This is a genomic window from Amycolatopsis iheyensis, assembly GCF_024703995.1.
Lineage (GTDB): Bacteria > Actinomycetota > Actinomycetes > Mycobacteriales > Pseudonocardiaceae > Amycolatopsis > Amycolatopsis iheyensis.
In genome coordinates, this window is the sequence record NZ_JAMXQV010000009.1 from 56,188 (window position 1) to 73,083 (window position 16,896).

A 16,896-nucleotide genomic window follows, 5' to 3' on the forward strand; every position below is an offset into this window, starting at 1 on the left:
CGGGCTCAGACGCCGGCCGGCTTGACCGCCGCCGGAGCTGCCTGGAGCCGGGCCGCGCGGGTCCGCGGGCCGAACGCCGCCAGCACCAGCGCGCCGACCAGCCAGGTGCCCGCGATGAAGAAGAACACGCTCTGGTACCCGCTGCCGTTGTACAGCCCGGCCACGATCAGCGGGCCCGCCGCGTTCGACAGCCGGCCGAGGCCGTAGGAGACACCCGTGCCCAGCGACCGTCCCCGCGTGTCGAACAGCTCCGGCGAGTACGCGTACCCGAGTGCGGTGTAGCCGCGCTCGAACATGTTCACCAGGAACCCGAACACCACGATCAGCACCGGGTTGAACGTCAGCCCGTACAGCAACCCGCAGAGCGCGATGACCCCGCCGAACGCGACCAGGCACCACTTGCGTTCGAAGCGGTCGGTGACCAGCGCCGCGAGGTAGGAGCCCAGCGGTGCGCCGACCGTCGTGAGCGCCACGTAGAACACCGACTTCTCGACGCTGAAGCCCTCCTTGGCCAGCAGCGTCGGCGCCCAGCTCGAGTAGCCGAAGAACCCGATGGTCTGCGTCACCCACAGGACGGTCAGCAGCAACGTCGGCAGCAGGTACTTCTTCTTCAGCAGCAACCGCAGCGGCGCCTTCGCGACCGGCGCTTCGTCGATCGGCGGCGCGGGCTCGGGCAGCGGGCCCTTCTCCGCCGCGACGCGCTCCTCGATCTCCCGCAGCACCGCGTCCGCCTTCGCGTGTTCGCCGCGGCTTTCGTACCAGCGCGGGGATTCCTTCAGCTGCCGCGTGAACAGCACCAGCAGCACGCCGAGCGCGCCCCACAAGTAGACCAGCCGCCACGACCACGAGTTGATCGGCACCACCGCGCTCGCGATCAGGTTGGTCACCGGCGTGCCGCAGATGCCGATCACGATGGCGTAGGCCTGGTACTTGCCGCGGTTGGCCGCCGGGTACAGCTCGTTGACGTAGATGACCGCGACGACCGTCATCGCCGACAGGCCCGCCGACGTCAGGACGCGGAACACCCCCAGCGACACGACGTCCCACGAGAACACCGCCGCGAACGAGAAGACGCCGAACCACACGGTCGTCCACATCAGCGCGTTCTTGCGGCCGAAGCGGTCGGCGAGCGTGCTCGCCACGATCGAGCCGAAGAACATCCCGACGAACGACAGCGAAGTCACGTACGCGACCTGGTTGACGGTCACGCCCCACAGCTTGATCAGCTTGGGCGCGGTGGTGGCGAAGCTGTTGATGTCGGCGAACTCGAAGAAGTAGGCGAACGAGACGGCGAGGATGGTGACCTTGTGGAAGCGCGAAATCGGCAGGCGGTTCAGCCGGTTGAGCGCGTTGGCGTGCTGCATTGCATGCCCTTCGGGGGGTTCAGGCGGTTTCGCCGGGCCAGTAGAGGCGCATCGGGTTGTCGACGAGCAGCTTCCGCTGCAGTTCGGGGGTGTCCGCGATCCGCGGCACGTAGTCGACCAGCAACCCGTCGTCGGGCATGTGGTCCGTCAGGTTCGGGTGTGGCCAGTCAGTGCCCCAGAGCACCCGGTCAGGGAACTCGGTGACGACGCGGCGGGCGAAGGGCACGACATCGGTGTAGGCGTGCTTCTCGCCGTCGAGAGCTGGCGGCCCGGTCACCGTGAGCCGCTCCGGGCAGCTCACCTTGACGTGGACGTCGTTGCGGTCGACGAACGCGAGGAACCGGTCGAACTCCGGGCCGTGCACGGGTTTCGTGACATCGGGGCGTCCCATGTGGTCGATCACCAGCGGCGCGGGCAGCGAGCTGAAGAAGTCTTCCAGCTCGGGCAGGTCCGCGGCCTCGAAGTAGAGCACGACGTGCCAGCCCAGCGGCGCGATCTTCTCGGCGATCGTGCTCAGGTCTTCCTTGGGCGAGGCGTCGACGAGCCGTTTGACGAAGTTGAACCGCACCCCCCGGACGCCGGCCGCGTCGAGTTCGCGCAGCTCGGCGTCGCCGATGTCCGGCCGGACGGTCGCGATCCCGCGCGCCCGGCCGCCGGCCGCGCGGACGGCGTCGACCATCGCCGAGTTGTCCGCGCCGTGGCAGGTCGCCTGCACGATGACGGTGCGCGTGAAGCCGAGGTGGTCCCGCAGCGCGAACAACTGCTCTTTGCTCGCGTCGCAAGGTGTGTACTTGCGCTCCGGCGCGAAGGGGAACTCGGCCTGCGGGCCGAAGACGTGGCAGTGGGCGTCGACCGCGCCGTACGGCAGTGCGAAGTCCGGTGTGGACGGATTCGCGTACCAGTCGAGCCAGCCGGGCGTCTTGGTCGCCATCATCGGTTCTGTCCGGTGAGGAGGGCGTCCAGCCGCGGGTAGACGCGCCGGGCGTTGTGCTCCCGGATCGCGGCCCAGTCCTCTTCGGACAGTTTCGCGGCCTCGGCGTAGCGGCGGGTGTCGTCGAAGTGGTGACCGGTCCGCGGGTCGACGCTGCGGACGGCGCCGATCATCTCCGACGCGAAGAGGATGTTGCGCGCCGGGATGACGTCGAAGAGCAGGTCCGAACCCGGCTGGTGGTAAACGCAGGTGTCGAAGAAGACGTTGTTCAGCACGTGGTCCTCGAGCTCCGGCTTGCCCAGCGCCATCGCCAGGCCGCGGAAGCGGCCCCAGTGGTAGGGGACCGCGCCGCCACCGTGCGGGATGACCAGCCGCAGCGTCGGGAAGTCGGTGAACAGGTCGCCCTGCACGAGCTGCATGAACGCGGTCGTGTCGGCGTTGAGGTAGTGCGCGCCGGTGGTGTGGAACGCGGGGTTGACGCTCGTGCTGACGTGCACCATCGCCGGGATGTCGTACTCGACCATCTTTTCGTAGACCGGGTACCACGACCGGTCGGTGAGCGGCGGGGCGCTCCAGTGCCCGCCGCTGGGGTCGGGGTTGAGGTTCAGCGCGACGGCGCCGTACTCCTCGACGCAGCGGGTCAGCTCGGGCAGGCAGGTGGCGGGGTCGGCGCCGGGCGACTGCGGGAGCATCGCGGCCGGCGCGAACCGCTCGGGGTAGAGCGTGCTGACGCGGTGGCAGAGCTCGTTGCAGATCGACGCCCACTCGCTCGAGGTCTCGAAGCCGCCGACGTGGTGGGCCATGAACGACGCGCGGGGCGAGAAGATCGTGAGGTCGATGCCGCGTTCGTCCATCAGCTTGAGCTGGTTCGGCTCGATCGTCTCGCGCAGCTCGTCGTCGCTGATGCGCAGGTCGGCGCGGGCGGGCGCGGCGGCGCGGTCGTCGAGCGACGCGATCTGCTGGTCCCGCCACGCGGCGAGCGCGGGCGGGGCGGTCGTGTAGTGGCCGTGGCAGTCGATGATCAAGGTAGGTCCTCGTCGTTGCGCATGCTTGATAGTCGCACACTAATCGTCGAAGAAATTGTTGACAATATCTGCGACGAGATTGACTCACGGTGAGGGTGCGGCTGCACACGGGTCTGCCCTGCCCCGGCGGGGTGCCGGAGCAGGGCAGGACGGGTTGCCGGGGGCTCAGGCGTTCTGCGAGCCGTGGACCGGCGCTTGCGCGGGCCGGCCCGCGTGCGTCGAGAACCCGCCGTTGCGTCGCACGAGAGCCACCATCACCGCGCCGAGCACGCCGGCGATCGCGAACACCACGAAGCCGAACGACGACAGCCCGCCCGCCACCAGGACCCCGCCCAGCCACGGGCCGAACACCGCGCCCAGCCGGCCGACGCCGGAGACCCAGCCCAGCGCCGTCGCGCGGCTGTCGGCGGGGTAGTAGGCGCCGACCGCCGCGTAGATCAGCGTCTGCGCGCTGAACAGCCACGCGCCGGTGAGGAACACGACCACGTAGGTGACGACCAGCGGCAGGTGCACCGCCAGCAGGCCGACGCCGCCGGCGGTCAAGGCGAACCAGATGATCGCGACCGGCCGGGCGCCGAAGCGGTCCGCGAGCCGGCCGGCGACGAGCATGCCCGCGATGCCGCCCAGGTTGATCACCAGCAGGAAGCTGATCGCGGAGCCGAGGTTGTAGCCGCTGCCGCGCATCATCGTCGGCAGCCAGGTGTTCACGCCGTACACGAGCAGCAGCCCGGCGAACGAGGCGATCCAGAACAGCAGCGTCGTCGTCCGCACCGACGGCGTGAACAGCCCGCGCAGGCCGCCGCGGCGGCCTTCGGCCGGCTCCGGCGCGAACGTCTCGAGCGGGACGGCGAACTTGGCCGCGATCGCCCGCGCCCGGTCGGTCCGGCCCTTGGCCAGCAGGAACGTCATCGACTCCGGTAGCAGGAAGACGACCGCGGGCAGCACCACGACGAGCAGCAGCGCGCCGATCCAGTAGACCGAACGCCAGCCCATCGACTGGACCAGCGTCATGCCCAGCGCGCCGGCCAGCGCGCCGCCGGCCTGGTGGGCGGTCATCACGGTGGTGACGGCGAGGTTCTTGCGCCACGCCGGCGCGTACTCCATGACCATCGCGATCGCCGAGGGCAGCAGGCCGCCGAGGCCGATGCCGGCGACGAACCGCGCCGCGCCGAAGACCTCGACCGACGGGGCCGCGGCGCAGACCGCCGCGGCCAGGGAGAACACCGTGACGCCGGTGATGATGATCTTCCGGCGGCCGGTGCGGTCGGTGAGGATGCCGGCCCCGAGCGCGCCGAGCATCATGCCGAACGTCGTCAGGCTGCCGATGGTGCCGCCGCCGACCGCGGTCAGGCCGAAGCTCTTGTCGGCCAGCACGCCCGGCAGGGTCGCGCCGTAGACGAACAGGTCCAGCCCGTCGAGCAGGACGAGGACCCAGCACAACGCGGTCACCCGGATCGACAGCCGGACCGTGGCGGCGGTCGAGCCGCCGAGTTCTCGAGTGGACATCCTCGTCCCTTTCGTCCGGGGCAGCGAAGATGTCCGAAGCTACTCTGGTTGAGATATTGCCCACAAGACTCGCGTCAAGATTGTTTACAATCCTGTGAATCAGCTAGGTGGGCCAGCTGGTCCCTCGACGCGCCGGCGACGTCGGCGCGGACACCCAGCTCGCCGAGCATCTCGGCGGCCGCGGCCATCTCGGCGGTCCGCCGGACGGCGTGCGTGTAGGAGCCGTCGACGAGCCGGTCGACGGTGGCGGCGTTCGCCGCGGTGAGCTCGTCGACGATGATCTTGCGCAGCCAGTCCTCGCAGCCGGCGGCGCGGGCCGCCTGCAGGGCCTCGACGACGGCGGCGGACATGCCCTTGAAGAACACGCTCCGCAGCAGCTTGCGTTCGGCGGCCAGGCCGGCGTCCCCGGCCATGGTCTCCACCGCGGCGCCGAGGGAGTTCAGCGTGGTGGCCACGCTTTCCGCGGCGACGCCGGTGGCGAGCATCGGCACGCGCAGGCCGCGGCCGGGAACCGGCGCCATGATCGCGATGTCGGCGAACGGCACGTCGTGCCCGGCGGCGAGGGTGGCGAGCTCGCGCTTGGTGCCGGGGGAGGCGGTGTTGAGGTCGGCCCAGGCGGCGCCGGGCTTCAGGCCGGCGAGCCCGGCTTCGAGCGCGTCGACGGCCGCGGCGGCCTTGTTCACGCTGAGCACCAGGTCGGCACCCTCGGCGGCGTCGGCTTCCGAGCCGGTGGCAACCACGCCTTCGGCTGCGGGCACGGCCGGGTCGTAGCCCCGCACGACGGCCCCGGCGGCGACCAGGTCGCGGGCGAGCGCGCTGCCCGCTTCGCCGAGTCCCAGTACCGCGATGGTTGCGGACATAGCAGAATCCTCTCTACAAGCTACGATCGAGTACACGATGTGCTCGACAAAATTGTCAACAAACTGAGGTGAAGGATGACCGAGAGTGCTGCGGGCGGGCAGCCGGGGGAGCGTTCCGTGGTGGCGGCCATCCGTGACGCCATCGTCCGCGGCGAGTTCGTGCCGAACCAGAGACTGGTGGAGGCGGACCTGTCCGCCCAGTTCGCGGCGAGCCGCGCCACGGTGCGGGCGGCGCTGATCGAGCTGACGAACGAGGGGCTCGTCGAGCGGGTGCAGAACCGGGGCGCGCGCGTGCGGGCGGTGTCGCTGGAGGAGGCCGTCGAGATTTCCGAGGTGCGCATGATGCTGGAGTCGCTGTGCGCGGCGAAGGCGGCGGAGCGGATTTCCGACGCGGAGATCAACGAGCTGGAGGAGCTCGGCGAGCTGATGCAGCACGCGGTGGCGGCGGGCGACGTCGTCGGGTATTCGGGGCTCAACCAGCGGTTGCACCGGCGGGTCCGCGAAATCAGCGGCCAGAAGACGGCGGCGCAGGTGCTGGAGCGGCTGCGTGGGCAGAGCGTGCGCCACCAGTTCCGGTTGGCGATGCGCCCGGGCCGGCCGCAGGTGTCGCTGCCGGAGCACCTGGCGATCATCGACGCGATCTGCGCCCACCGCCCGGAGCGTGCGGCCGAGGCCGCGCGGGCGCACTTGGGCAGCGTCATCGAGGCCCTGAAGGCGGCCGACGCCGCGGAGGTCTCGCACCTGCGCCCGTAATCGTGGCGCGGGATGCACCGAACGCCACATTGGGGCGCTTGAGTTCTGGCCCCCGGGAGTCTTGGGCGCGCCCCAATGTGGCCTTCGGTGCGTCAGGCGCACCGAAGGGGCCCTTGGGTGCGTCAGACGCAACCAAGGCCACATTGGGGCGCTCTCAGCCATCTCGCATGCCCGCCAAAATTGTTGACAATTTCGTCTACGGAACCGTACCGTAGGCCGTATGAAGCCCGTCATCGTCACTGATCCGCCTCGTGCCGACCTCGCGCAGGTGACCCGGCTCGCTGACTACGGCGTCGCCACCGTTCACGAAGCTCTCGGGCGCTCCGGGCTGCTCGGCCCCGATCTGCGGCCCATCCAGGACGGCGCGCGCATCGGCGGCACGGCCGTCACCGCGCTCTGCTGGCCCGGCGACAACCTCATGATCCACGCCGCCGTCGAGCAGTGCCGCGAAGGCGATGTCCTCGTCGTCACCACCACTTCGCCGTGCCGCGACGGGCTTTTCGGCGAGCTGTTCGCCACCGCGCTGCGGTACCGGGGCGTGAAAGGCCTCGTCATCGACACCGGCGTCCGCGACGTCGCCGACCTGCGTGCCCTCGGCTTCCCCGTCTGGTCGGCCGCCGTCAGCGCGCAGGGCACCGTCAAGGCCACCGCTGGCGCCGTGAACGTGCCCGTCGTCATCGGCGGGCAGCTTATCCGGCCCGGTGACGCCGTCCTGGCCGACGACGACGGCGTCATGCGCGTCCGCCGCGAAGACGTCCAAAGTGGACTCGATGCTTCGCGGGCCCGGCTGGAAAAGGAAGCCGCGGCGCGGGAAGCGTTCGCCCAGGGGCAGCTCGGCCTGGACCGCTACGGGCTTCGCGAGAAGCTCGAAGCCCTCGGTGTCCGGTACCTGACCGCCGAGGAGTACGAGAAGGAGCAGGCATGACCGGCGTGCGCTGCATGCTCATGCGCGGGGGCACCTCCAAGGGCGCCTACTTCCTCGCCGAGGACCTCCCGGCCGACCCGGAAGCCCGCGACGACCTGCTCCTGCGGATCATGGGCACCCCCGACCCGCGCCAGATCGACGGCCTCGGCGGGGCCCAGCCGGTCACCAGCAAGGTCGCCATCGTGTCCGAAGCGGACGGTCCGGACCACGACGTCGACTACCTGTTCCTGCAGCTGGGTGTCGAAGAGGCCACCGTCTCCGACCGGCAGACCTGCGGCAACCTCCTGGCCGGCGTCGGGCAGTTCGCCGTCGAACGCGGGCTCGTGCCCGCCGGGCCGGAGCGCACCTCCGTGCGCGTGCGGCTGGTCAACACCGGCAGCATCGCCATCGCCGGCTTCGCCACCCCCGGCGGCGAAGTCGACTACCGCGGCGACACCGCCATCTCCGGCGTGCCCGGCACCGCCGCCCCGGTCGAGCTCGACTTCACCGAGACCGAAGGGTCCGTCTGCGGCAGCCTCCTGCCCACCGGCAACGTCCGCGACGACGTCGGCGGCATCGCCGTCACCTGCGTGGACAACGGAATGCCGGTGGTTGTCGCGCGTGCCGAAGACCTCGGCGGCGAACCGGGCATGACCGAGCGGATCGACGCGCTGCGCATCGAGGCCGGGAAGCTGATGGGCCTCGGTGACGTCCGCGGCTCGTCCGTCCCGAAGACCACGCTGGTCTCCGCCCCGCGCGATGGCGGCGCCATCGCCACCCGCACCTTCATCCCGGTCAAGCCGCACCCGTCGATCGGCGTGCTCGGCGGCGTCAGCGTCGTGACGGCGTTGCTGCTCGACGGCGCCGTCGGGGCCGAGCTCCTCCGGAAGCCGCCGGCGGGCGAGCCGATCGAGATCGAGCACCCGAGCGGCAAGCTGGCCGTGGCGATCGAGTTCGAAGAGTCCCGCGTCCGCCGGTCGACGGTCATCCGCACCGCGCGGAAGTTGTTCGACGGCACCGTTTTCCCCCGTTCCTGAGGAGCCATCGATGCCCCAGCCCTCGCCGCGTCACGAGATCGCCCACCTCGGCCACGTCGAGCTGTTCACCCCGGAACCCGAGAAGAGCCTGGACTTCTTCGTCCGCGTGCTCGGCCTGACCGAGAACGGCGCCGACGGCGACTCCGTCTACCTGCGCACCTGGGACGACTACGAGCACCACAGCCTGAAGCTCACCGCGGCGAAGACGTCCGGCGTCGGGCGGACTGCGGTGCGCGCCACCAGCGAGGAAGCCCTCAAGCGGCGGGTCGTCGCGCTGGAGGAGCGCGGGCTGGGCGTCGGCTGGGAGGACGGCGACGCCGGCATCGGCCCGACGTACGTGTTCCGCGACCCGGACGGCCACGAGCTCGAGGTCTACTGGGAGACCGAGCGCTACCGGCCGCCGGAGCACCTGCGGCCCGCGTTGAAGAACCAGGCTCAGGCCTACCCGGGGCGCGGTGTCGGGGTGCGCCGCCTCGACCACGTCAACTACCTGGCCCGCGAGGCCGAGGTCAACGGCCGGTTCGTCTGCGACGCGCTCGGCGGCCGGGTGACCGAGCAGATCCAGCTCGACAGCGGCGTGATTTCCGGGCAGTGGACGCACTTCGCGCAGAAGTCGTACGACATCGTGTACACGAACGACTGGACGAAATCGAGCGGCCGGCTGCACCACATCGCGTTCGCCACCGACACGCGCGAGGACATCCTGCGCGCGGCCGACATCGCGCTCGACAACGGCGTCCACATCGAGACCGGGCCGCACAAGCACGCGATCCAGCAGACGTTCTTCCTCTACGTGTACGAGCCGGGCGGCAACCGCGTCGAGCTGTGCAACCCGACCGGGCGGCTGATCTTCGCGCCGGACTGGGAGCCGGTCACCTGGACCGAAGCCGAGCGGGCCAAGGGGCAGGCGTGGGGGCTGAAGACGATCGAGTCGTTCCACACGCACGGCACGCCACCGGTGGACTGACGCTGCCCCGAACGGCGGCATAACGTCGCGGCGCGCGGGATCGCATGCCCCGCGCGACCTGCGGCGACGCCGGACACCCCGACGAAAGTCGCTGCCGCGCAACGGAAAACCCGGCTTAGCATCCGCCTCCCGAGTCTTCAGGAGGAGATGCGCCGATGCGGAAGCTGCTTGCCGTCCTCTGTTCCGCCCTCGTGACCACGGTCGCCCTCGCCGCACCGGCGTCGGCGGCGCCCGCGACCGTGCCCGGCCTGACCGGCGCCGCCGCAAAGGCCGCCGCCGGGCCGATGGCCGACCGGTTCTACCAGGTGCGCCGGGAGCGAGCCGCCCAGCAGCGGCACACCTTCTGGGGTCCCGAACCGCAGCTGAACACCGGCGCGGACGGGCTGGTGGTCACCCAGAGCGTCACGCCGGGCCTGCGGGTGTCGAACCGGTCGGACGTCATCTACGCGCCGACGATGAAACCCACCGGGCATTCGTGCGTGGAGGTGGTGACCGCGTACGGCCTGGGTGAAGCCGCGCAGGTCTGGGCGTGGGACTGGTGCCGTTCGGTGGCGCCGGCCAAGGTCGTCCCGATCGACAGCGCTTTCCTGGCCACCTACACCAGCACGGTGAACGGGCACCCGGCCTACACCGTGCAGGAGGTCCGGACCAGCGCGTCGGGCAACAAGTGGACGGCGTCGCTGTACAACGTGAAGACGGGTGCGTGGGACACGCTGTTCACCCAGAGCGGCAGCGACCAGAGTTCGCTGAACGAGGGCTGGGACATCTTCGAGCTGTACTCGACGCGTGACCCCGCGACGGGCAACGCGTACTACTGCGCGGACGCGCGGGGCGCGGTGTTCGAGTCCAGCTCGCTGAAGCTGCGCGTGGGCGGCCAGTGGGTGGCGGCATCGCCGACGAACTCCCCGCTGCGGCCGACGGCGAACCCGCGGCCGGCTGACTACGACTGTTCGACGTTGCGGTTCGAGGTGCCGTCGCCGAACTCGGCGTGGCGGGTGACGGTGTGAGGTCGGCGGGTGGGCGCCGCGGCGGTGCGCGTTCGAGGTGCCGTCGCCGGAGCCTGCCTGGCGGGTGAGGTCAGCCGGTCGGCAGGAGCTGGCGGCCGCCGTACCACCAGTGGTTGAAGGTGGCGTCGCAACCCTGCCGGGCGGTGGCGGTTGGCGAGTGAGGTCAGCCGGTCGGCAGGAGCTGGCGGCCGCCGTCGTGCCACCAGTGGTCGAACGCCGCGCTGCAGCCCTGCCGGCCGGCGTAGTGGTCGACCACCGCCGCGTGGATCTCCGCGGCGTGCGCGGCCACCGCCGTGCCCGGGCGGTAGCAGAGCCGCAGCTCCTGCCACAGCGGGGCGCCTTCGATCGCGCGCACCGCGATCGCCGGCCGGTCTTCGCGGGTCGCGAGGGCCGGTGCCACCGCCATGCCCGCGCGGACCAGGTCCAGCAGCGTCGCCAGGCACTGTGGCCGGTGTGGCTGGTCCAGTGCGATGCCGTGGCGGTGGCACACGCGCTGCAGGTACGCCGACCACCGCGTGGTGCCCGGCGGGTCGTCGGCCCACGGGTGCTCGCCCAGCCCGGCGAACGGGACCGCGCGGGCGCCGGCGAGCGGGTGCCCGGGGGCGAGGATCACGAACACCGGCTCTCGCGGGTGGATCACCAGCGTCTCGACGCCGTCGGGGACCACCGGGTCCGGCAGCGGCGGCAGGTAGACCAGCGCGAGGTCGAGCCCGCCCGCGGCCAGCCGGGCGAGCGTGGCGGTCTCGTCCTGGTCTTCGTGCACGCTCACGCCGTGGCTCCACGGCACCTCACGCAGCCACCGCGCCAGCGCGAGGTGCAGGAAACCGCAGTACCCGCCCAGCCGCAGCGGCCCGGCGGGCGCCCGCCGCTCACCGATCCGTTCGGTCAGCGCGGAAACCCCGGCGAGCACGGTCCGGGCCTCGGCGACGACGTCCGCGCCGAGCCGCGTCGGGACGCAGCCGGTGGGGGAGCGCACGAACAGCGCTCCGCCGACCGAGCGTTCGACGCGCCGCAGCAACCCGGACAGCGCGGGCTGCGAAACGTGCAGCACCCGGGCGGCGCGGCTGAGACTGCGCGCGTCGGCGACCGCGACGAGTGCGCGCAGGTGACGCAGTTCGAGCTCCACGGCCCCTCCGCATGTCCGGGTGGCGCTCAGCCGGATCCACTGTAGGCCCGTTGATCAGCGGGGACATCCGACCTGAGTCGGGCGGTCGCGGCGAACCCGGCGGCAGCGACCGCCAGTCCGGCACGCACCCAGTCCCAGCGGTTCCAGTCGGCCAGCGCCCTGGCGACGTCGCCGGGTGGGAAGCCGGGGTCCAGGAGCGCGAGGTTGGCGGGCACGAAGTAGGCCAGCAGCGCGAACGTCCCGATCAGGCACGCGGTCGCGCCCACCCAGGGCCACGCCGGGCGCCGGAAAGCCGCGATCGTGGTCAGGATCAGCGAAGCCAGCTCGAAGGGGAAGACCGTCGCGCCCGTGGCGGGGCCCTCGGTGGCGAACCGGGCGAGGAATGCCTCCGGGGACGCGGCCTGCCAGGACGGGACGATGACGATCTGGGTCAGCAGCGCGCCCCCGGCGAAGGCGGCGGTGGTGGCGGTCGCGAGAGTGCCGAGTTTCATGCCCTTCTGACGAGCCACCGCCCGGGGTTGTGACCGGAGTCGACATGTCGTCAGAGGTCCAGCACGACGTCCTCGGCGGGCCGGGCGCAGCAGATCAGCGCCTCGCCCGCCGCCGCGGGTTCGAGTGGCTCCGGGGCGTACTCCACGCCGCCCGAGAGCACCGGTGTCACGCACGTGTGGCAGACCCCCGTCCGGCACGACCAGCGCGTCGGGACGTCGCACGCCTCGGCGAACTCGAGCAGGCTCGGGTAGCTCTCGCGCCACGGCACCGTCAGGCCGCTGCGGGCGAACGTCACCGCGGGGCCCGGGCCCGGCGAGCCCGCCGGGGGATGCGGGGCCGTCCGCACCGCGTCGGTGATCCCGGGGTTGATCGCCGAGACGCCGCCGAACAGTTCACTGTGGACACGGGACGCGTCGATGCCCAGGGACACCAGGGCTTCCCGCATCGCCGTCATGAACGCGTCCGGCCCGCACAGGTAGGCGGTCGCCTCGCACGGAAGGTCCAAAGTGGACAATGTGGCGACCGTGAGGCGACCGGTCTCCGCCGTGTAGTACACGTGTTCGTGGGCGTTCGGAAGGTCTGTCAGCAGCCGGTGCGCCTCGTCGGCGAACGCGTGCTCCGCCGCCGAACGGGTGGTGTGCAGCCACCAGACCTCCCGTTCGCTTCGGCTCGCCGCCAGCGCGTGCAGCATCGCCAGCACCGGCGTCACGCCGATCCCCGCCGACAGCAGGACCACCGGGCCGTCACCGGCGGCCAGGACGAAGTCGCCACGCGGGGCCGCGACCTCCACCGTCGCACCCGCCGCCAGCCGCGTGTGGAGGTAGCCGCTCACCACCCCGTCGCGCTTGACGCTGATGCGGTACGCGTGCTCGGACGGCGCCGCCGAGAGCGAGTAGCTGCGGACCGGCGCCGGGTCGCCGGCCCCGGGCACGCGCAGCGTCAGGTACTGGCCCGGTTCGGGCCGGGGGAGTGGCGCGCCGTCGTCGGCGGTCAGGTGGATCGACGCCACCGACGCGCTTTCGGGCACCACCCGGGCCACCCGCAACGGCCGAAACCCGCGCCACCCGGCCGGTGCGGGAGCGGGCGCGGCCGCCAGCAGGTCGCGGAACGACGCCTGCCAGCCCGGGCTCAGCGCGGGGACGTCGACCGCCTTGCGCAGCGTCTCGGGGTCGCGGTCCGGCAGGTAGAGCAGCGCGTCGACGTCGGCGACGCTCAGCTCGTGCCGCCCGGTCCGGGTGCGGACGATCTCGTCGCCGGCCTGGACGTGCCCTTCGGTGATGACCCGCAGGTAGAACCCCGGCCGGTGGTGGGCGACCAGCAGGGCCGGCATCCGCGGCTCGCCCAGGCGCATCCCGACGCGGAAGCACGTCACGCGCGGCTGGGTGACCTCGAACTCGGCCTCGCCGACGCGGTACCGGTCGCCGATGTGCACCTCGTCGTCGGGCAGGCCGTCGACGGTGAAGTTCTCGCCGAACTGGCCGTCTTCGAGGTCTTCGCGGCCGAGGAAACGCCGCCAGTGCTCGTAGGACTCGCGCTGGTACACCAGCACCGCGCGGATCTCGCCGCCGTGCCCGCCCAGGTCGCCCTGGCCGTCGCCGTCGACGTTGAGCCTCCGGACCAGCCGCGGGCCCTCGACCGGGTACTTGAAGATTCCCGTGTGGACGGTCCGGCCCTGCCAGGTCACGTCCTTCGGCAGGCCGACGTTGAGGGAAACCAGCCGTGCCATGTGTTCGTCTCCTTCAGTCCGCGGCCGTGCGGGAGCGCTGGTAGTGCCGCCGGGCCTTCATGCGGTTCCCGCAGACGGCCATCGAGCACCAGCGGGCGCTGTTGGGCTTGCTGTGGTCGATCAGGAACAGCCGGCACTCCGGGTTGGCGCACGGGCGCAGCCGGCCGGGGCTCGACTTGGCCAGCGCGTCCCACGCGAGCACGGCCCGCGCGGCGGCGGCCCGGCCGGCCGGGACGTTCAGGTGCCACTCGACGCCGTCTTCGCCGAAGGACGCCCGGTAACCGGCGCCGTCGACGAACGCGCCCGCCGCGGCCGGTCCCACCTCGCCGCGCACGATCCGCTGGAGCACGGACCGCGCTTCGACCAGCGCGCGGTGCTCGTTGTCGGTTGCCGGCTGCCCGTGGGCGGCGAGCCACTCCCGGGCAGCCGCCGGGTCCGCGAGGTCGTCACCCGGGATGCCGTCGTGCACCGGCGTGGTGTTCAGCAGGTCCAGCAGCAGCGTCTCGTCGCTCATCGTCGGCCTAACCTCCAAACTCATGCTTGACAGGTTACACCACCGATGCTTCCATGTCTAACCATCAAAGTTCTTCAGAAAGGTTAGAAGTCATGGGACTGGCCTGGCAGCAAGGACCACTGGCCACGCGGGCCGTGGGGCACTTCCTGGTCGAGCAGCCGCTGCCCGAGCGGCTGCTGTTCGCCGAGCCGCTGCGGCGGCGGATGCGCGTGCGGTTCGGCGGCGAGTGGGTGGCCGACAGCGAGGACGTCGTCCTGCTGCACGAGCCCGGTCGCTACCCGGTGGCGTACTTCCCGCTCGCCGACGTCCGCGAAGGCGTGCTCGCCGCCGAGAACCGGACGACGACGCACCGCGAGCTCGGGCCGGCCGAGTGGTTCACCGTCCAGGCGGCGGGCAAGCAGGCGCCGCGCGCGGCCTGGCGCTACACCGGCCTCCCGGGTCACGCGGACGTCCTGCGCGACCGCGTCGCCTTCGCCTGGCGGGCGATGGACGCCTTCTACGAGGAGGACGAGCGGATCGTCGGGCACGCCGCCGACCCGTACCACCGCGTCGACATCCGGCGGACTTCGCGGCACCTCGTCGTGCGCGACGGAGACCGCGTCGTCGCCGAAACCCGGCGCCCGGTCGTGCTGTACGAGTCCGGCTTCGCGCCGCGCTGGTACGTGCCGCGCGAGGACATCGACCTGACCGCGCTGACGCCGGTCGACGGCGAGACCTTCTGCCCGTACAAGGGGTTGGCCGGCTACTTCGACATCGGCTCCGGCAAGCGCGCCGCCTGGTCGTACCCCGAGGCGTGGCCCGAGGTCGAGCGGGTGTCCGGGTTCGTGTCCTTCGAGCCGGACGTCGTCGAGGTGACCCTCGACGGCCGGAAGCTGGCCCTCGAACCGGGCCAGACCGTCACGCCGCACGGCATCGACCGCGGCCTGGACCCCAGCGAGCTGCTCGCCGGAAAGGGGAACTGAGATGACTTCGCTGACGGACCGCACGGTTCTCGTCATCGGCCGCGGCAGCGGGATCGCCCGCGCGGTGACCCTCGCCGTCCGCGCCGCCGGGGCCACCGTCGTGGTCGCAGGCCGGGACGAAAAGACCTTGGTCTACGACGATCCGGGGATCAGCACCGCGCAGGTCGACCTCACCGACGAGGCTTCGGTGGCCGCGCTGGCGCACCGGCTCGGCTCGGTCGACCACATCGTCTCGACGGCCTCGGCCCGCGCCCGCGGCATGGTGGGCGAGCTCGCCCACGACGTCGTGCTCCGGTCGTTCGACGTCAAGGTGCTCGGCCCGCTGCTGCTGGCCAAGCACTTCGCGCCGCGGCTGCCCGAAGACGGCTCGTTCGTCTTCTTCTCCGGATCGTCGGCGCGCAAGCCCACCACGGGCATGCTCGCGGTCGGCGCCACCAACGCCGCGGTCGACGCGCTCACCCGCGGTCTCGCGGTCGAGCTGGCGCCGATCCGGGTGAACGCGATCTCGCCGGGCACCGTCGACACCGGGGCCTACGACGCTCTCGGCGACGAGAAGAAGGCCGCGCTGTTCGCGACCCGCGCGGCCACCAGCCCCGCCCGGCGCGTCGGCCGCTCCGAGGACATCGCCGAGGCGGTGGTGTTCGCGCTGGGCGCCACGTTCCTGACCGGGGTCTCCCTCGGCGTCGACGGTGGTGAACCCCTTGTCTGAGCTGGAGTTCCGCCTCGAAGTCCTCACCCTGCCCGTCGCCGACGTCGACCGGGCGAAGCGGTTCTACACCGAGCGGGCCGGCTTCACCCTCGACGTCGACTACCAGCCGAACAGCGGGTTCCGCGTGGTCCAGCTGACCCCGCCCGGCTCGGCGGCGTCGATCCAGCTCGGCACCGGGCTGACCGACGCGGCCCCCGGCTCGGCCCGGGCGGGCTACCTGGTGGTGGCCGACATCGAAGCAGCGCACGGTGAGCTGGCCGGCCGCGGCGTGCCGGTCGGTTCGTTGCGGCACAAGAAGTCGGCGGACTGGCAGGGTGACTTCGCGCCCGGCGCCGACCCGGACCGGCGCGACTACGCGAGCTTCTTCGACTTCGCCGACCCGGACGGCAACACGTGGACCGTCCAGGAGCGCGGATCGAGCAGTTCATCCCGGACGTTCCCGCTGATCACCCAAGGCGTATACGCGCGCTCTACTTCGTCCCGGCCCACTCATCGACCGTCGTGACCCGGCCGCGGCGGGCCAGGACGTCGGTCAGCAGGGTGTCGTGCAGTGCCGGGTTCGGGTCGGCGCACGCGTCGCCCAGGACGGTGAGCTCGTAGTCGAGGTCGGCGGCCCGCAGGGCCGTCGAGAGGACCACGCCGCCGGTGGCGATGCCGGCCAGCACGAGGTGCGTGACGTCCTGGGCGGCGAGGATCTGGTCCAGGTCGTTGCCGGCGAAGGCGCTGACGCGGTTCTTGAACACGACGATCTCGCCGTCGGCCGGGGCGACGTCGGGGTGGATCTCGGCGCCGGGGTCGTCGGCGGTGTAGAGGTGCGCGGGCACGGCGCCGAAGATCCGGTTGCGCGGGTGGACGTCGGTGTGCCCGGCCCGCAGCCGCAGGGCGACGTGGACGACGAGGACACCGGTGGCGCGGGCCGCCCGGAGCGCGTGGACGGCGCGGGGCAGGTAGTCGTCGTCCACCCGGGACAGCGGCGAGCGCTGGAGGTCCATCGAGAGCAGGGCGGTGGCCAT

18 protein-coding genes are annotated in these 16,896 nt (G+C 71.7%); 8 read left to right on the forward strand and 10 right to left on the reverse strand.

Features of this window, described 5'->3' with window-relative positions; genetic code table 11:
• Positions 1 to 5: 5 nt before the first annotated feature.
• The 5 genes from M8542_RS18995 to M8542_RS19015 form a co-directional block, all read right to left on the reverse strand.
• Positions 6 to 1,364, reverse strand: coding sequence for an MFS transporter (locus tag M8542_RS18995; protein ID WP_257921533.1), 1,359 nt, complete (start codon positions 1,362 to 1,364; stop codon positions 6 to 8).
• A gap of 19 nt (positions 1,365 to 1,383) precedes the next feature.
• The gene (locus M8542_RS19000; RefSeq protein ID WP_276586728.1) at positions 1,384 to 2,295 is read right to left on the reverse strand and encodes an amidohydrolase family protein; all 912 of its coding nucleotides are present in this window, start codon (positions 2,293 to 2,295) and stop codon (positions 1,384 to 1,386) included.
• Positions 2,295 to 3,320: an amidohydrolase family protein gene (locus M8542_RS19005; protein ID WP_257921535.1), complete on the reverse strand. Its 1,026-nt coding sequence runs from the start codon at positions 3,318 to 3,320 to the stop codon at positions 2,295 to 2,297. Before M8542_RS19005 ends, M8542_RS19000 begins: the two co-directional genes overlap by 1 nt.
• Positions 3,321 to 3,485: 165 nt before the next feature.
• Entirely contained in the window at positions 3,486 to 4,826 is a 1,341-nt protein-coding gene (locus M8542_RS19010; RefSeq protein WP_257921536.1) for an MFS transporter, read from the reverse strand.
• A gap of 74 nt (positions 4,827 to 4,900) precedes the next feature.
• Positions 4,901 to 5,686 (reverse strand): NAD(P)-dependent oxidoreductase, encoded by a 786-nt coding sequence (locus M8542_RS19015; protein WP_257921537.1) that lies wholly within the window; start codon positions 5,684 to 5,686, stop codon positions 4,901 to 4,903.
• A 75-nt stretch (positions 5,687 to 5,761) separates the two neighbouring features.
• On the opposite strand from M8542_RS19015, the gene M8542_RS19020 reads away from it, so the two are divergent.
• From M8542_RS19020 to M8542_RS19040, 5 genes are all read left to right on the forward strand, one after another.
• The gene (locus M8542_RS19020; RefSeq protein WP_257921538.1) at positions 5,762 to 6,439 is read left to right on the forward strand and encodes a GntR family transcriptional regulator; all 678 of its coding nucleotides are present in this window, start codon (positions 5,762 to 5,764) and stop codon (positions 6,437 to 6,439) included.
• Between the two features lie 220 nt (positions 6,440 to 6,659).
• Entirely contained in the window at positions 6,660 to 7,364 is a 705-nt protein-coding gene (locus tag M8542_RS19025; protein WP_257921539.1) for a 4-carboxy-4-hydroxy-2-oxoadipate aldolase/oxaloacetate decarboxylase, read from the forward strand.
• Positions 7,361 to 8,380, forward strand: coding sequence for a 4-oxalomesaconate tautomerase (locus M8542_RS19030; protein WP_257921540.1), 1,020 nt, complete (start codon positions 7,361 to 7,363; stop codon positions 8,378 to 8,380). The genes M8542_RS19025 and M8542_RS19030 overlap by 4 nt, the downstream gene beginning before the upstream one ends.
• Before the next feature lie 10 nt (positions 8,381 to 8,390).
• Positions 8,391 to 9,347: a catechol 2,3-dioxygenase gene (locus M8542_RS19035; RefSeq protein ID WP_257921541.1), complete on the forward strand. Its 957-nt coding sequence runs from the start codon at positions 8,391 to 8,393 to the stop codon at positions 9,345 to 9,347.
• Positions 9,348 to 9,502: 155 nt separating this feature from the next.
• Complete coding sequence (locus tag M8542_RS19040) at positions 9,503 to 10,354, forward strand: carbohydrate-binding protein (protein ID WP_257921542.1); 852 nt, start codon at positions 9,503 to 9,505, stop codon at positions 10,352 to 10,354.
• A gap of 163 nt (positions 10,355 to 10,517) precedes the next feature.
• Here the strand turns inward: M8542_RS19040 and M8542_RS19045 are convergent, their stop codons facing one another.
• From M8542_RS19045 to M8542_RS19060, 4 genes are read right to left on the reverse strand one after another with little or no spacing between them, the layout of a single operon-like run.
• Positions 10,518 to 11,480 carry a LysR family transcriptional regulator gene (locus M8542_RS19045; RefSeq protein ID WP_257921543.1) on the reverse strand — a complete coding sequence of 321 codons (963 nt, stop codon included), beginning with the start codon at positions 11,478 to 11,480 and terminating at the stop codon, positions 10,518 to 10,520.
• A 26-nt stretch (positions 11,481 to 11,506) separates the two neighbouring features.
• The gene (locus M8542_RS19050; RefSeq protein ID WP_257921544.1) at positions 11,507 to 11,971 is read right to left on the reverse strand and encodes a DUF1772 domain-containing protein; all 465 of its coding nucleotides are present in this window, start codon (positions 11,969 to 11,971) and stop codon (positions 11,507 to 11,509) included.
• Positions 11,972 to 12,021: 50 nt separating this feature from the next.
• Entirely contained in the window at positions 12,022 to 13,698 is a 1,677-nt protein-coding gene (locus M8542_RS19055; protein ID WP_257921545.1) for an MOSC and FAD-binding oxidoreductase domain-containing protein, read from the reverse strand.
• A 13-nt stretch (positions 13,699 to 13,711) separates the two neighbouring features.
• Entirely contained in the window at positions 13,712 to 14,236 is a 525-nt protein-coding gene (locus tag M8542_RS19060; protein WP_257921546.1) for a CGNR zinc finger domain-containing protein, read from the reverse strand.
• A 68-nt stretch (positions 14,237 to 14,304) separates the two neighbouring features.
• On the opposite strand from M8542_RS19060, the gene M8542_RS19065 reads away from it, so the two are divergent.
• The 3 genes from M8542_RS19065 to M8542_RS19075 are packed head-to-tail and all read left to right on the forward strand — an operon-like array spanning position 14,305 to position 16,388.
• A complete protein-coding gene (locus M8542_RS19065; RefSeq protein ID WP_257921547.1) occupies positions 14,305 to 15,174 on the forward strand; it encodes a DUF427 domain-containing protein in 870 nt (289 codons plus the stop codon).
• A 1-nt stretch (position 15,175) separates the two neighbouring features.
• Positions 15,176 to 15,883 carry an SDR family oxidoreductase gene (locus M8542_RS19070; protein ID WP_257921548.1) on the forward strand — a complete coding sequence of 236 codons (708 nt, stop codon included), beginning with the start codon at positions 15,176 to 15,178 and terminating at the stop codon, positions 15,881 to 15,883.
• Positions 15,876 to 16,388 carry a VOC family protein gene (locus M8542_RS19075; protein WP_308210268.1) on the forward strand — a complete coding sequence of 171 codons (513 nt, stop codon included), beginning with the start codon at positions 15,876 to 15,878 and terminating at the stop codon, positions 16,386 to 16,388. Before M8542_RS19070 ends, M8542_RS19075 begins: the two co-directional genes overlap by 8 nt.
• On the opposite strand, the gene M8542_RS19080 is transcribed toward M8542_RS19075, so the two are convergent.
• Positions 16,354 to 16,896, reverse strand: a complete 543-nt coding sequence (locus tag M8542_RS19080; protein WP_257921549.1) for a cysteine hydrolase family protein — start codon at positions 16,894 to 16,896, stop codon at positions 16,354 to 16,356. The two genes, M8542_RS19075 and M8542_RS19080, sit on opposite strands and share 35 nt — an antisense overlap.

Coding starts and splice junctions, on each gene's coding strand:
- M8542_RS18995 (WP_257921533.1), bottom strand. CDS start 1,364: ATGCAGCACGCCAACGCGCTCAACCGGCTGAACCGCCTGCCGATTTCG.
- M8542_RS19055 (WP_257921545.1), bottom strand. CDS start 13,698: ATGGCACGGCTGGTTTCCCTCAACGTCGGCCTGCCGAAGGACGTGACC.
- M8542_RS19060 (WP_257921546.1), bottom strand. CDS start 14,236: ATGAGTTTGGAGGTTAGGCCGACGATGAGCGACGAGACGCTGCTGCTG.
- M8542_RS19015 (WP_257921537.1), bottom strand. CDS start 5,686: ATGTCCGCAACCATCGCGGTACTGGGACTCGGCGAAGCGGGCAGCGCG.
- M8542_RS19010 (WP_257921536.1), bottom strand. CDS start 4,826: ATGTCCACTCGAGAACTCGGCGGCTCGACCGCCGCCACGGTCCGGCTG.
- M8542_RS19000 (WP_276586728.1), bottom strand. CDS start 2,295: ATGGCGACCAAGACGCCCGGCTGGCTCGACTGGTACGCGAATCCGTCC.
- M8542_RS19050 (WP_257921544.1), bottom strand. CDS start 11,971: ATGAAACTCGGCACTCTCGCGACCGCCACCACCGCCGCCTTCGCCGGG.
- M8542_RS19020 (WP_257921538.1), top strand. CDS start 5,762: ATGACCGAGAGTGCTGCGGGCGGGCAGCCGGGGGAGCGTTCCGTGGTG.
- M8542_RS19035 (WP_257921541.1), top strand. CDS start 8,391: ATGCCCCAGCCCTCGCCGCGTCACGAGATCGCCCACCTCGGCCACGTC.
- M8542_RS19070 (WP_257921548.1), top strand. CDS start 15,176: ATGACTTCGCTGACGGACCGCACGGTTCTCGTCATCGGCCGCGGCAGC.
- M8542_RS19040 (WP_257921542.1), top strand. CDS start 9,503: ATGCGGAAGCTGCTTGCCGTCCTCTGTTCCGCCCTCGTGACCACGGTC.
- M8542_RS19065 (WP_257921547.1), top strand. CDS start 14,305: ATGGGACTGGCCTGGCAGCAAGGACCACTGGCCACGCGGGCCGTGGGG.
- M8542_RS19025 (WP_257921539.1), top strand. CDS start 6,660: ATGAAGCCCGTCATCGTCACTGATCCGCCTCGTGCCGACCTCGCGCAG.
- M8542_RS19030 (WP_257921540.1), top strand. CDS start 7,361: ATGACCGGCGTGCGCTGCATGCTCATGCGCGGGGGCACCTCCAAGGGC.
- M8542_RS19080 (WP_257921549.1), bottom strand. CDS start 16,896: ATGGCCACCGCCCTGCTCTCGATGGACCTCCAGCGCTCGCCGCTGTCC.